Below are 13,911 nucleotides of genomic sequence, written 5' to 3' on the forward strand. Positions count from 1 at the left end.
GCTGCTCGAGCTACTACGCGACCCCGAGGTCAAGAAGGCTTTGGACTTCCGACCAGCGTTAGCGCCAGTCAATCTCGCAGTGGCGGCAACGACGACCCTACGGGCAAGTATCCGTCACTGCCAGTTGTTGGCGCTTTGTTTCCACTTCAACGCAGGCGGGTCACCGCTTGGTTGTGCCTTCTGTGAAGTCACGGTACGACCAAGAATCAAAGACTTCGTGCGTTCCAAGGAAAGCCGCATACAGTTCGACAAATTCGGCGAACGTTGTGGCGAGTGGAATGGTTTCGTCAGTCTCCTGTACTCGCCAAGCCGTTGCGCCATTTGGTTTGACAAATACCGCGTCGCCGTTCATCGAGTGGTATAACAACGTAGCCTCTTTCCACTCTCCAAGCGAGCTTAAATCAGCATAACCAAATTCCTCAGCAGTTGGCCAATGGTTGTATGCAAAATGTCCCGCAGCATCCGCAATCTCTTCGCCCGACCCTGCAAATCGTTCTAAGAATTCGGCCATCGTTGATCGCAATGATTCATCAAAGAAGCCAATGCGTTCCTGGATGGCTTCCTTAGCGAGGGGCTGAGCGATGTAGATTGCATCGAACTGTGCCGTATTCGTTTGCGCATCCACATATTGCCGAACGCATCTCACATGCCCACGCCCGGATGCGAAGGCAACCTGACACGGAATAAATTCCGCCAACCGTTTTACGAGAGGCATAAGTTTTGGATCGTCGGTCTTCAGTCGCTCGGCAACTATGCGGCTCGCTTTCGAGACATCGACGTCCAACAAAGACGAAGTCCATGTGTCGATTTCCTCGCGATTGGAGGGGACGTTCGATGGTGCTTGCATTGATTTGGGTGGCCACTGGTTGCAGCCTAACATGACAATCGCTAGCAGCAAAAGAGTCCATCGATTCATCAACAGCTTCATAGGCAGAACGAATCTATGTAAATCCTGGGTTTGGGGTGGGAGTCAATTGATTTAAAATCTGGCGACTCGGGCCCTTGATGGCGAGCTGCTTGAAACATACTCGCAAACATTCTTGAACGACCAAACCCGTGGCATGAACGATGACGCAATTCTCGCTCTCGATCTCGGCACGTTCAAGAGGACGTGCTGCCTTGTTACATGCAAATCCTTGAGGTTTGAAGACCGTTCTTGCACTTACTACGGCTACTGATACCCATTTGTTGACGTCAAGGGCCACGTGTTTGTACTCGTTTTGAGATGGAGTTTTCGATCAGTAGCGATCAATGATCCTTAGTCGCATCGCAAGCCATATGCTGATCATCGCAATTGTAGCGGACAGCGGAAGTAAGCAGATGAAGCACAAACAGAACATTGCAATCGGAGAACGAGAAAGTGGACCAGCATCCGGTACGACGACGGATATCTGTTGCAACGAAGAAATTACGAGGATTGCTGAACCGGCGAATGCGAGAACTAAAGTACTGGATAGAATGGTGGTCGGGATTGATTGACGTAAGTAGATTTTGGCTATGGCCGTCGTAAAGAAGCTGATCCATAAGCTGCCAAAGATGATTGCAACACGTTCAGATGAAGAACTAAGCAGAATCGACAGCCCCACAAGAGCAGTAACTAGGAAAAACTTTGGTAACCCAAAACTATCTTTATGCATAGTTCCATCAATCTTCACGCGTGAAAACCGTGCCGTACGGTACTTCAGAAACCCCGCTCTTGCAATCGCGTAGAAATCTATGATAGTCAAAGGTTTGGAATGTGAGCCATCTGATTAAACTCTGGTGACTCCGGCCCGTGATGGCAGTGCATGCTTGCAGGGCTTCATGTACGTGGGATTAAACGTTGGCTAACACTCGCGTGTGCAGCCTTACTCTCTTCTCCAACCGCACCTCACATCAACCCTTCGTCGTTTGGAAACGCAACAGCTTAGCCTTTATTTGCTATACGCGCCTTGGAAATGATACGGTAACGTCCGATCCTCCCGAGTACTGTACGTTGTACGGTGTTTGCGTTGTTAGAAAGCCAAATTGCTCACCATACAAATCCGCAAAATCGACTGCAATTTCAAAGTCGGTGACTTCGCAGCATTTCCACTGGGGATGGGTTACCCGGTATTCAAGCGTTGAGCTTCGCCCTTTTGCGTAACCCCAGTAGTGTTCTGTGATGAATTCACCGATGGATCCTGGTTCCGGGTAGGCGAGTTCTGATTCTACGTTGCCAGTAAACCGATTCGCCTCCGATTTTCCCCAAGTATACCGGTGGCTCGTCCCGTAGGCTCCGTGGCCCATTGGAAGAGCTACATAGTTTTCGCTGAACAGCGTATTGGCAATCAAGGGTATTGCCGGTTTCGGGACGATTTCCTTGATGAAGGTGACGGCCCTAATGGTTGGATCTTTGTTTGGCGTTACGTAAAAGCGAAGATTGACTTCCTCAAAACGCCGGTGGAAAGGGATTGGGATACCAAGCACACGTGTATGATCAAAAAGAAACGCTACGAGGCTGACGAACACGTGGCCATCGAAGCTGTCGATAGTCGTATTCTGGGGAACAAAAGGCATGAGCACGGAGCGATCAACGACGTAGTTGGCCAACAGCAAATGCTTCCAATTCGCGGACAGGAACTTCATAAGTGTATAACGCCAACCGTCACCGAGCATCTGCAAGAGAGGTCTTTAATGTAAATCGCAGCCGACCGGATGCTCGGGCGCAGTACGTCCAACTATGGACGTGATCTTGTGGGGTGCAAGTCCTCTGTTCTTAGTTTCGGTACCTTCGCAGGAGTCAATATACCAAATAAATCACTAGCGAAGGAAGAATACGAGGCAAAGGCAACGGCTGATGGATAGCTAACGTCAATGGTAAGGCTCAGCCAAATTAGGTGAGGTGTTTAGCTTGTCTCGAATCCGACAACCGGCAGTCGATAGAATTGTTCAAAGTGGGTCGTTACATCTAGAGCAGCTTTGGCATCAGCTTGCATCTACGCCAACAGCCTATTGCGGAACGACACACTAGGTGATGCAGCAGGAACCCCGGATCAAGCCGGAGCCCTACTCTGATTCCGTTTGCTAAAACTACAATTCCAGCATGTCATTGAGGTGAATTGTGATATTTCGATTATGCAGCAATGACGAATCTAAGAGTCGCTGTTTTTCACCAGAGCGAAAGTTGCCGACCAATTCCAATTTCGCAAGGCGCGGGAACACGTTGTCAACCAGCAATGATTCAGGTATCGCGTATTGTAGGTTTTCGTCGTCAATTTCCAGGTCGATGTAAAGCTCGCGGAGGTTTGGCAGTGAAGACGAAAGAATATTTGCGACAGTTTCGACGTCGAGAGGACCTGCGTTCATTCCAGTAATTGGATCGTTGACGATGACTCGCAAGATTTCAAGTTTTGGAATAGAAAGTGGTGACTGGAGTTGGCATTTGCCGTAAACGAACAATTCTTGCAGTTCTGGCATCGTCGTCGCTAAACTATCAATACTGCCTACGTCACAGTAAGCGCAATGAGAATTGCTAAACAATTGCCAAACTCCCAGTTCAAGCGTCCGCAGTTTCGGAAACGGACATTGAATCAACGATTCCGTTAGTTGAGCGTATTCACGCCCCAAACCGAGTCTGTAGCATGAGTCACCAATGTGAAGAGACTTTGTGGTTCGGGGGTGGTTGGAAGCCAAGTAAGAGTCAAGAAGCGTCTGCTGATCTGACCCGAGGTAAAAGTGAAAACCTGTTGAGCCACGGGGAAGTTTCGCGAGCGGCTTCCTGCCGTAGAGTGTGTTACTGGGAACACCAAAGAAACAGTCGCCAACAGGCCAATTGCGGAATTTGGCGAACCGCGATTGGTAGCAGCGATTCTCTAGCGGAATTTCGGCAAAAGAAAAAGACATCAACTAGAAGTGCTACGATTGCGATGACCGCGGTCGCCGCGAACGATCATCCATTGTAAAACGGCCGGATCGGCGAATCCGGTCCATCGCTCGGTTATCGCTAGTCTCCAGCCACGTCTAGGCAAACGCAAGCTACGTCTAGTCGCCCTCCACAAGTATTGAAGTTCAGGCGATAGTGTTTGCATTCGTTGGCGGCGATGCGCGGCACCCAACCGGATTTCCGGACTATACATGTGCCATCAAACGGTTCGCCGTCAAAGTAATCATCTGGTACGTCCGACCATTCAAATCGACTGACATTTCGAAACACTACAAGTATTGCTCGTTGGCGCCAATCAACAAATCGAAGTTCTAAACTACCGCCATCGTAGATCATCGAAGGATAATCGGCGTCGGCGGTCGTGAATCCAGGATCGACTTGTTCTACAGTTGGCATCTGTTGACTCTGCCTGTGTCCATTCACGGGGCGCGTGTAATTTGTTACCGACCGATTGCCATAGAGGCAGCGATCTCCCGAACGCCACCAAAAATCTAGGATTCAAATTCTCGGCCGACCGGCGACTTGGGGGGGGATCGCTAAGTTTGTCGGATTGCGATTGCGAATTGGTGTCCGTTCCGGTTTTGCATTCTACAGATTAGATTTGAATCATCAATGATCGTCTCGATTGCTCTTAAATAGATATTTTGCTCCATTACCAATCCAAAAGATCGCGAGCATACCAAACAGTAGTCCGCAGCCAGGGTCAGTAATCAGGGGAATCCACCAGCAAGATCGAATCGACGATAAGGGGGAAATGAGACAGCCAACGGTACCGATTACCCCTCCAATCAACGGTATCGTGGAGTAGTTTGTTGGCTGTCCCTGAGCGTTTAGTTTCTTAGGAATGGAGTAAATCGACCACCACTGGCCAATCGTCACTAAAAGTGAGGCAGCGATTAATAAGATCGACAGAGACCACCATGCGTAAGTCATTGGTTCATGTAACTGATTTTCTTCCGACGAACGACCAGTTTCACCCGGTTGCCGGCAAGTGGCTTTGACTCAAGGATACGCGAGATCGGAAACTCGGGTGCAATTTATATTCGTCCGCTTTTCGTATACGTCGGAGCGTTGAGACCGAAGTGAGTGCTTAGGTAGGCAGTACTCGCTTGAATATGGCAATGACGTATTTCGAACCGCCTTTGTCCCTCGAAATGTCGAAAACACTAACGAGTTCCCAGCCTTCACGACCCAGTGTATTGAGCATCTCGTTCATCTCATTGGTGTCAAAAGTAGTCCCCGAAAAGAATCCAAGATTGGTGTCGAATCGTTCCGTGCGGTACTCCCAGTTCATTGCTGTAAACCTCATTCTATGCTACGCGGTGAATTGGCTTCCGCTGTCAGGATTTCTTACAAGGACGAACGGCGAGGAACACCCCGCCGCGAGGGATTGGGTGACCATCGAAAACAAGCACCGTTCGCGGCTGGGGGGCATCCTATGGTTTGTTGTTTTTGGTGAGCGTTTCATGTTCGGCAAGTTGTCGAATTAGATCGCGAGGGATTGAGTCAGTGATTGGCCGAGTGGATGTCAATTGGACGTAGTGCGTACCACTGGCAAGCTTAACCACCCATCCATTTGCCATCATCGGAATGCGGTCGTTTTCATTGACCATTGAATACTCAATAGCGGGCAACGTTTTTTTGCCAATTGCGAATTTACTTACCGACAATTTGATAAAACTTGGGGCATATTCGAAGTCCTTGCTCCGCCATGTTGGGAAGTCGCGTTCTGAAATCCATTCAGGGTAAGCAGACGTTGCAAAATCCATAGTTCGGTCGAGATCGGCTACGCTGTCGAGCGCTCGGTCAATCGGGTCCTTTGCAATAGCCAGAAGGCTACCGTTCTTCTTGTTGCGCCAAACTCGCAAATTCCAGTCGGTACTTTTCGACTTGAAATTGCTTGCGTCGACGGCGACCCATTCTGCACCCAATTTCGGCGAGAAGGTTTCCGACGCATACGCACAACTACTCACAACCAGGGGCAGCACGAAGGCAATTAGTTTTTGCATCTCTTCTTTCAACGAACACCTCGTTCACCGAGCACGACGAGTGAACGTTCCATTTTAAAAAAAACTACGGCGAAGTATTTCGGTGCAACGGATTGTTACTTTTCCTGACCCTCCGAAACCCGCTACGAACCGCGATTAACTCCAAATGTCGGCAGTTCACTCGACTCAGTTCCAAAAAAGGGAGACGCCACTCATGACAATGAAGGCACTACAGACAATCACTCCGATTATCATATAGAGCATTCTACTGTCTAGCTTTTTTGGATAAAGCATGTAACCAACATTGATATCTGGCATCGATTCCAAATAGTAAACGATCTTCTCCCCATCGGCGTCGCTTGTCTTAAGTTCTTCGCATTCTTGCGTCGTAAGACCAATATTTTTTGAACCAAAATAAGGTCGACATCCATTGTACGTTTGTTGTCCTATTCTGAAACGGTACTCGCATTTCACTTTGCAGTATGGGTCGCCATCATTCGTTATCAAGTCAAACGTAGTCTGTTTCTCCTCCGCTTCGCATTTCAACCATTTCCCATGCGTAAAAAGCCGCTTTTCTTGCCAAATGTAATTGGTCAACATGATGAGCAATACTAGAAACGCACCAACAAACAGATTAACGGCGAATACTGCAAAAACGTTCAAGATTAAAATCTAACTTTTCTACGCAGACAACGACTGAAATCACGCGGCTGCCGCCAATTGACCTTGCCATTGAAAAACTCGCGACCCGCAACTCGTGTGCATTGCTTTGCTCTTTCCGTTTTGCAACTTGGTCGACACTGCGTTCGCGAATTCGTCGAATGTTTCAAAGGTCTTGGCAGTCAGTTGTCTTTCATCGATGTCTGCGCAAACGGTCCCAATCCGGAAACAAAACCCATGGCAGTTTGTCTACGGATCAGATAGTACCAGATGTAGACGGACGCAAATAGCACACCGCGAATCATTCGGGGAATTGCCATTTGTGCTGCGCGACTATCCGCGGGAAAGTCGTTCATGCTCCACAAATTTATCGCGGTGAGACCCAAATAATTTATAGCCACAAGTATCGCGAACACTTTCGTTGCAGAATAGTCCCCCAAGAATACACGCACACCGAGATAGATAATTGCAGCGCTCAATCCGATATTGCAGAGAGCGTAAGGAAGTGAAACGACACCATTTGCCATCGCAGTAACCAATAAAGTTCCAGGTGCAAAACCAGCAAATACGACGGCATATGATGACAGAAGCTTTGATCCGATGGGCGAGGGTTTCATTGCGGCTTGAAGTTTCTCTACGTTAGCGTTGGCTCACCGGACAGAAAGAATCTATGTAAGTCTTGGGTTTGGCGTGGGAGTCATTTCATTAAAATATGGCGAATCGGGCCCGTATGATGGCGGGCTGCGTGAAACACGCTCGCTCACATTATGCCAACCCCAAACCATGTATCATACATTGTAACGAATCTCGCCTAACTCGCCGTAAGTTCACGATAGCTTTTACCGTGTCTACCCGTACGTGCTACTTGACTTCAAATACCACGTAGATGTTCGTTAGGTTTGTTCGGGAGTCAGTTTCGATGTTGCATCGTTAACGCATGGCCAATTCGGTTGGTCTCCATGATTCTCTTGTAAATATTGGATGTTCCAAAGGCATTGCTATTCTGCCGCGTTTTCGACGGTCAAAATATTTGATTCCGAGTATCGATCCAGAATTGAATCGAGCAACACAGCTTCTGAGGGCGACATGTCAATTGTGGCAACGTCTGGTTTTCGTTCAAAATCGGAGTTCGTGGATGATCGAAGTAATGTCCCCCATGATCTAATAAGATCGCGTGCAGCTTCAGTGTCGCCGTGAATGGGCAACGTATTGATTACGAGGCGGACGACACAGCGTCGAATTTCTTCGAGAAAGCTATCGCCGTAGTGTTGTACGACAAAGTGATCCCATTCGATCGATCCAGTTTTGTTGTCAGCGTATCGTTCAAGGAAGTCGGCAAACGAATTCCTTGTGATTATCGCAAAACGGTCGTAGCTAATTTCTTGGGTCAAGCTGCTTTCCTGACGAACGACCAAAATAACGCGGTTGCGGCCAAGTGATTTACCATCAAGATACTCGCCATACGAAACTCGCGTACATTTCTTGGTATGCCCGAAAATATTTAGTGTGTTTTAAGCACGTGGTTCTTGAGTTGAGTCCATTGAGATTCGATCTCACCTGGAGGGTCCCAATCACCCGCAAACAAACCAATATTTGAAAGAATGAAATCGCAAAGTTCAAGTACTTCTCGTTTACGGTTACGGACATAAACTAAGTTCTTTCCCTCGAATTGATATCGTATGCATTGTGGGAGGATCCATGATAGACGATCATCAATCTCATCATCGCACAGCAAAAGTGTATCGCGCAGAAAGTGGTCAATTACGGGATAGTAGAATTCGAATGCGCGCCCTCCCATGTGCATGAAATCTTCATGGTAGATTTCAGGGCGTTCACGGAACCGCTGTGTTGCTTCCTCAAGATTGAGTCCACCGAAATGCCTCCATGCATATTGTGCGTCGAGATCTCCACCGTATGGATCAAAATCACGCTCAGAGGGAAGGTGTGAATTCATAAATAAGGGCGAACGACCATGTTGACCGAACCCCCGCCAACAATGCTTCCATTTTGAAACGGACTGTCCGGGGCTTTGGTCCAATATTTTGTTCTTCGGAAAAGTCCGCGTGTCGACCTAATCGCGAAGTTGAGCAGTCGTCACACCGAAGCAGCAAGTTGTAAGATGAACCACCGATTGAATTCTACAATCAAGGCACATCCAATCGCGTATAGCACAAAAAAAGTCGTATTCAGTTTCTGCAATCCAAAGTGTATCAAGATTGTTAGCACTGTGGCGACGACAGGTACGAAAATGCCAAGTGATCGTAAGCGAAAGTTAGAGAGATTCCGAAAAAGGCGTGCCGACGCCATGAGGCCAAAAAGGTTGAATATAAAAGCAACCGCAACTCCGATCAATGCCGTACCAATACGGCGTGAATGGGAATTCACGGGGCTTTCACCTCCCTCAGGTGTAACATTCGAAATCGGTGTTGGTATGGATTCATTTAAAGAAGCGTAAAGTCCTCCAGATGGCCGTATATACCGGCAATGCAGAGAGATTGTTATCGTGCAATTCTTACTCAGCAGCATTGACGAAAGACTCTTTGTAATTCCAGGGATCGGAGTGCGAGTCATTCGACTAAAATCTCGCGACTCTGGCCCGTGATGGCGTGTTGATTGCCGGCTTCCGGTACGTGGGCTTATATGTTGACTAACACTCGCGATTTGCCGCCCTACTCTCTTAGCCACCGCGCCTCACTCCAAACTTTCCTCGCTTGGCACCGCAACATCTACGCCTTTATTTGTTCGCCGCATTGCGTCGGCGTACGGGGCGATCGTTGTTAGGTAGTGCTGCTTAAAGTATGCAAAGTTGCTATTGAAGCTATTTGTCCCTGGGGCTTCAAACGATTGCTTTTGATTCTCGAACGTTGCAATATCTGAAGTGACCCAGTTATACCACACGTCTTTTCCATGCTTGCTCTTGGGAAGCGGATTGTGTCGGAAGAACTCCTGCGTCTTTTTGAGCGCTACGAACTCCAATTCGACGCATTTCTCGGCATAACCATCAGCATCGACCTTGCCCTCGATTGCCAATCTTGAGATCGCCTCAAATTCATCGCCGTTCTCGAGGTTGTAAATCTCGTATACTACGGATGCCCACTTGTCGGTGGGCGTTGTTTCTGTTCCGCCGGAAATCGCAATGTAGGGCGGATAGGTTGCGTACGCAGGACCATGCTCTGCCGGCCTGCCGCTTTGCGGAGAACTTGCGTTCCAATAGATCCTTTGCCCAATTTGATTCCCATTGAAACCGTCAACAAGCCACTGGAAGACCGCGTGCGATTCGGAAATTACGTTCTGCATGTCTGGCCTATCCTGCATCATCTGATCGAGTTGCCGCTTCCCGAAGCTTGTTAGGGTGACGGGGTTTGGCTTATGGCTTACGCCGGGCTCCTCCGTTTGTGCGGCAACAGGTTCCAGATTGTGCGTGGCGCGATTACACCCAACCGACAGGTAAGCGACAGCTAGAACGATGCTAATGGAATATGTGTTAATTGACCTGCCTCGCTACTCATTTGGCGGACTGCATGCGATCGCGCATCCGGTACTTCTAGATAAATCTCTTCGGAATTCGAGCGTTGTTCTCATTCAGCGCGGAAGGAGGCATCAGTTACTGTCGTCATAGAATACCGTCCCGATCTGCGCATGCGTTATTAGAAACTGCCGTGACTTTGCGTTGTTAGTAAATTCTGGAGGGATTCTTGCTATGATCCCAATGAACTTGCTCTTCGACGCAGGATGATCCTCAGTTGTCCACACCGAGCCGCCAATCATGAGACTGGTAACGCGCGGAGATATTGGATTGAGTCGAAAACTGCTGCCATATAGTAAAAGTAAAGAACGAGGAACGAATCGGTCTTTCCGACTTCACGGAAGAAGGTCAGTCACAGCTATTCTAATCCCCGCATGATTGAAACAATTTCTTCGTCAGTCAAAGTTTTCGATGTGTCTCGTAGCATTTTTTCAAAGTGATCTTTGCTTGGTTCTGTCCGTGGGTAGCCTATATTGCCTTCAGGGCCATCACTGGTTACCAGTAAATTGCCATCTGCCGACACAATCGCCATCCATGGAATTGAGCCCTTACCGTTCGCCCTGATTGATTGACTGACCTCTGTCATGCCTGGCATTCTCTTGTCAAGTTTTACGGAAACATAGTCCTTCGCTATCAACGCACTTTGCTTTTCAAGAAAACGTTCAAGCTGAATGCAGGGACTACAGTTCGGACCACTTACCAGAATCAATACTTGCTTCTGTTCACGATTTGCTTGCTGATATCCAGCGGACAGTTCATTCCGAGCATCAGCCAGTTTAGGGCGATAAAGTTCGAGAAAGTCAGTTAGGCCAGTAGAAAATTGATCTCCACTGGATTCAGACTCAGCGAATGCAACTGTCCCTTCCAGTTTACCCTCGGTGTCTAAAACAGCTAACGTGGCATGGCTGTCCTTTGCCTCTAAACCCAAATTTTCCAACAATTCACGCTGGTCAGGCGCAATAAATTGGACCTCGTAATTTTCAAACAATTCCAGCAGCGGATTGTGATCCTTCGAAAATTTCAAGTCGAAGTATTGCTTCGCCGCTACAGAGTGCGGATGAGTTACGAAAATAAGGACTTTTTGATTGGCAGGCTTTGCATCAACGAGCAACTTCCGAAGTCGATCGGAGACGTTTCCGCTAAAAGCGTGAAGTGGAGCTAGAGCGCGGCCAATAAGTTCGTGATGCCTTTTGGAAGCGATTACAATCAGAGTCCCTTTCGGCTCAGCAGTTGCCGTCATCATCATAGAGTCATCAACCTGATTTCTTAAAAATGAAATCAAGATGGAGGCGTCGAACTCGGGCTTACTGTCATCACTTATTCGCCAAACAGGCAAGCCCGAGATCGCATACGCCATCACGAGCCTGGGTTCCGCATTGGCAATCTCGTGCTCATCTGCAAACGCCCGTGAACAACCACATGATAGGTACAATGCTGCAAAAATTGTTAAAAACGCAGTTCGAAACATTCTCTTGTCCGTGGTAAGTGGATGACTGAGTCCGAACCGTATTCTCAACGGCAACTCAGAGGGTTGGAGTGGACGTTACCAAGCTGTCATGAAGAATTCGGATTCCAAATTTAGCCGTCTATGCGGTTCAGTGCCATCGTTATAGGTCCAGGAGTTTTAGTGTTGGAGGTCGTACGTTGGATTTTTGTTTCGTCCATCAATTTGCCGTTAACAATCTACGTTTGGATCTTTACGCTCGCGGCACCACGACGCATACGGAAGCAGTTCCATCGCATTATTTTCACGGCGAATGTTCCTAAGTTTTGCGTCGTGAAACCATTCGCACGAATGCCGGCCGACAGGTGGATTGCAACGAGCGTAGTCGAAGAATATCCAGTTAACATTTCGGTCGCCACATCCGTAGCAATGAACTGTCGTTTGGCCGCCAAGCACCTCATGTGTAGGTGCCCCAAACCTGGAAACAATCTCAGACTCAGTGTGGTCGGTTGTTAGAAAATCAGAAGAAATACTTTCTTTCAACTCGTCGAAATCACTTTCTGTCAATACGCGCTGCGGTGTGTAGTAGCCAAGCCGGAACGCTGCTTGGGCGTACGAAGAAGCAATTTCATTGCCGAAGTGATCAGGGATATCAAGATGCTGGTAGAAGAACTGACCGTAGACACGCATGTCACCGTAAAGCAGTTGTCCTACCACAGTCGAAAAATCAACTTCGCGTTCATCAAGCCAACAGAGGTCAGACAAGATCATCCAGTAAAAGAGATCGGCCGTCCGACCACCGCCACAGAAAAAACCAGGCCGATGTAAAGCGTGTTGGAGTAAGTCTATTTGGCGTTCGCGGAATTCGTTAGCAGTTCGCATTCGCAGTAACTTACGGCAAAGCCAACTAGAGCAATCAAGGGAAGAAGCTTTCAGTTCATACACTCGAGAAAGCAGGCACTTTCGTGAAACCTAGCTACAAAAGATGGACAACTTCTGCTGCGGCTACCCGTGCATACTACTTGACTTCAAAGGCCATGTAGATGTTCGTCGCAAAACTAGGTGCTGTAACGCATAATAGCATCAGTAATTTCTTCGGCTGGGTAATGATAGGCGGCGATTGAACCATACAAGCTGATCGCCGCGATTACAACATGCTTCTGCGGTGGTGTTAGCAGATCGCGGAAATGGGGTGCCCCAAATGTGTTGTATATCAACCTTTCAATGAAGCCATACGTAAAGTCGCCTCTCAAATCAGCGCTCAAGAAAGCGGGTAAATGAAAATACATGCCCCTCGCGTCAAGAAATGATGGAGCGGCATTGCAACCATTCAAACGATCGGATGGAATTAGACGCCAATCAGTCTTTTCGTCTTGTTCACGCAGTCTTTTCAGCCCTTCGGGACTACGATAGTCGTCGATTCCATCGGATTCAAGCAGACCGATGCCATTCCCAAGCGTAACACCGGCAAATGCATTCTCAATATCGAGGATCAGCTTGTCAGCGCGACGGCAAACTGTCAGCATTGTCATTGCAATAGAAATCTCGATTTCATGGCAACCGTTTGCTCGCATTATTTCGATTTCTGCTGACGTGATGCGTATCATAGACACAGCGACGAAAGAATCTATGTAAGTGCTGGGTTTGGGGTGGGAGTCATTTGATTTAAAATCCGGTGACCTTGGCCCTTGATTGCGTGTTGCTTGCGGGGCTTCATGTACATGGGATTAAACGTTGGCTAACACCCGAGTGTCAATCGCTATTCTCTTAGCCAACCGCAACTGGCTTCGACTCTTCCTCGATTAGTGACGCAACATCTACGCCTTTTTACCTGGTCTGCTATTCGACCGCTTTGACTTCCACGTTTTCAGTTGACGTCTCTGGACGCAGTCTTTCCCATGTTTCAACGTAGATGCCATCTGCGTCAGTCTGTGTAAGCTTGTCGCCCTCAATTTCGATCGTCAACGGTATAGTTCTGCCAATCAATGAAAGAGTATTTGTGCCTGCAAATTCGTGGTTCGTCGTCAAAGTATTACCATCTATCGAGTAAGTTCCACCATGCACAAATACAATATTTCCATCTTCCTGCGCTTGGAGTATCGTCCAGTAAGTGTCGGTGAAAAGTTTTAGGCGCTTGACAATTCCAGATGGCGATCCAGGATTCTTTGCTTCAACCAGCCTCCACGTACCCAATAGCTGCTGCTTCTCAACAACCCTTTTTTCTTTGGTCGATTCAGTTTCCTGAGCATGAGCAGAAATCGCGAAAGATAAAGCGAGTGTTGCGAGCGAGATGTATTTCACGAAGACCATGTTTTATTTGCCTGTTTAGAATTTTTGCGGTTATTAAGCAGAACGTTTGTCATCAGCGAACTCAAACAGTTGACTCAAC

At 48.0% G+C, this 13,911-nt stretch carries 18 protein-coding genes; 1 reads left to right on the top strand and 17 read right to left on the bottom strand.

The annotated features are described in order from the left end of the window. Window positions 1-160: 160 nt before the first annotated feature. The 3 genes from SH451x_RS03785 to SH451x_RS03795 all read right to left on the bottom strand — a co-directional run bounded on the left by SH451x_RS03785 (window position 161) and on the right by SH451x_RS03795 (window position 2,538). Entirely contained in the window at window positions 161-916 is a 756-nt protein-coding gene (locus tag SH451x_RS03785; RefSeq protein ID WP_479361078.1) for a hypothetical protein, read from the bottom strand. A 322-nt stretch (window positions 917-1,238) separates the two neighbouring features. Beyond that, window positions 1,239-1,637, bottom strand: coding sequence for a hypothetical protein (locus SH451x_RS03790; protein ID WP_479361079.1), 399 nt, complete (start codon window positions 1,635-1,637; stop codon window positions 1,239-1,241). Window positions 1,638-1,920: 283 nt separating this feature from the next. Then, entirely contained in the window at window positions 1,921-2,538 is a 618-nt protein-coding gene (locus SH451x_RS03795; RefSeq protein ID WP_479362876.1) for a YqjF family protein, read from the bottom strand. Here SH451x_RS03795 and SH451x_RS03800 point away from each other — a divergent pair. Next, window positions 2,455-2,661, top strand: coding sequence for a hypothetical protein (locus SH451x_RS03800; RefSeq protein WP_479362944.1), 207 nt, complete (start codon window positions 2,455-2,457; stop codon window positions 2,659-2,661). The genes SH451x_RS03795 and SH451x_RS03800 overlap by 84 nt on opposite strands. 390 nt (window positions 2,662-3,051) lie before the next feature. Here SH451x_RS03800 and SH451x_RS03805 read toward each other — a convergent pair whose 3' ends face one another. The 14 genes from SH451x_RS03805 to SH451x_RS03870 all read right to left on the bottom strand — a co-directional run bounded on the left by SH451x_RS03805 (window position 3,052) and on the right by SH451x_RS03870 (window position 13,832). Further along, a complete protein-coding gene (locus SH451x_RS03805) occupies window positions 3,052-3,864 on the bottom strand; it encodes a hypothetical protein (RefSeq protein WP_479361081.1) in 813 nt (270 codons plus the stop codon). Window positions 3,865-3,964: 100 nt separating this feature from the next. Then, a complete protein-coding gene (locus SH451x_RS03810; RefSeq protein ID WP_479361083.1) occupies window positions 3,965-4,300 on the bottom strand; it encodes a hypothetical protein in 336 nt (111 codons plus the stop codon). 213 nt (window positions 4,301-4,513) lie between these two features. After that, complete coding sequence (locus SH451x_RS03815) at window positions 4,514-4,837, bottom strand: hypothetical protein (RefSeq protein ID WP_479361085.1); 324 nt, start codon at window positions 4,835-4,837, stop codon at window positions 4,514-4,516. A gap of 157 nt (window positions 4,838-4,994) precedes the next feature. Continuing rightward, window positions 4,995-5,198: a DUF4177 domain-containing protein gene (locus SH451x_RS03820; RefSeq protein ID WP_479361086.1), complete on the bottom strand. Its 204-nt coding sequence runs from the start codon at window positions 5,196-5,198 to the stop codon at window positions 4,995-4,997. Window positions 5,199-5,340: 142 nt separating this feature from the next. After that, entirely contained in the window at window positions 5,341-5,913 is a 573-nt protein-coding gene (locus tag SH451x_RS03825; protein WP_479361087.1) for a hypothetical protein, read from the bottom strand. Window positions 5,914-6,078: 165 nt separating this feature from the next. Beyond that, entirely contained in the window at window positions 6,079-6,492 is a 414-nt protein-coding gene (locus SH451x_RS03830) for a hypothetical protein (RefSeq protein ID WP_479361088.1), read from the bottom strand. Window positions 6,493-6,734: 242 nt separating this feature from the next. Further along, window positions 6,735-7,169, bottom strand: coding sequence for a hypothetical protein (locus SH451x_RS03835; RefSeq protein WP_479361089.1), 435 nt, complete (start codon window positions 7,167-7,169; stop codon window positions 6,735-6,737). Window positions 7,170-7,550: 381 nt separating this feature from the next. Beyond that, window positions 7,551-7,943: a hypothetical protein gene (locus SH451x_RS03840; RefSeq protein ID WP_479361090.1), complete on the bottom strand. Its 393-nt coding sequence runs from the start codon at window positions 7,941-7,943 to the stop codon at window positions 7,551-7,553. 110 nt (window positions 7,944-8,053) lie between these two features. Continuing rightward, window positions 8,054-8,506: a hypothetical protein gene (locus tag SH451x_RS03845; protein ID WP_479361091.1), complete on the bottom strand. Its 453-nt coding sequence runs from the start codon at window positions 8,504-8,506 to the stop codon at window positions 8,054-8,056. A 737-nt stretch (window positions 8,507-9,243) separates the two neighbouring features. Further along, a complete protein-coding gene (locus SH451x_RS03850) occupies window positions 9,244-9,849 on the bottom strand; it encodes a hypothetical protein (RefSeq protein WP_479361092.1) in 606 nt (201 codons plus the stop codon). A 587-nt stretch (window positions 9,850-10,436) separates the two neighbouring features. Then, a complete protein-coding gene (locus SH451x_RS03855) occupies window positions 10,437-11,546 on the bottom strand; it encodes a thioredoxin family protein (protein WP_479361093.1) in 1,110 nt (369 codons plus the stop codon). Window positions 11,547-11,753: 207 nt separating this feature from the next. Next, window positions 11,754-12,404, bottom strand: coding sequence for a hypothetical protein (locus SH451x_RS03860; protein WP_479361095.1), 651 nt, complete (start codon window positions 12,402-12,404; stop codon window positions 11,754-11,756). A gap of 176 nt (window positions 12,405-12,580) precedes the next feature. Next, the gene (locus SH451x_RS03865) at window positions 12,581-13,129 is read right to left on the bottom strand and encodes a DUF6714 family protein (protein WP_479361096.1); all 549 of its coding nucleotides are present in this window, start codon (window positions 13,127-13,129) and stop codon (window positions 12,581-12,583) included. A gap of 232 nt (window positions 13,130-13,361) precedes the next feature. Further along, complete coding sequence (locus SH451x_RS03870; protein WP_479361097.1) at window positions 13,362-13,832, bottom strand: hypothetical protein; 471 nt, start codon at window positions 13,830-13,832, stop codon at window positions 13,362-13,364. Between the last annotated feature and the right edge of the window lie 79 nt (window positions 13,833-13,911).

This window comes from Njordella aestuarii (assembly GCF_056494165.1).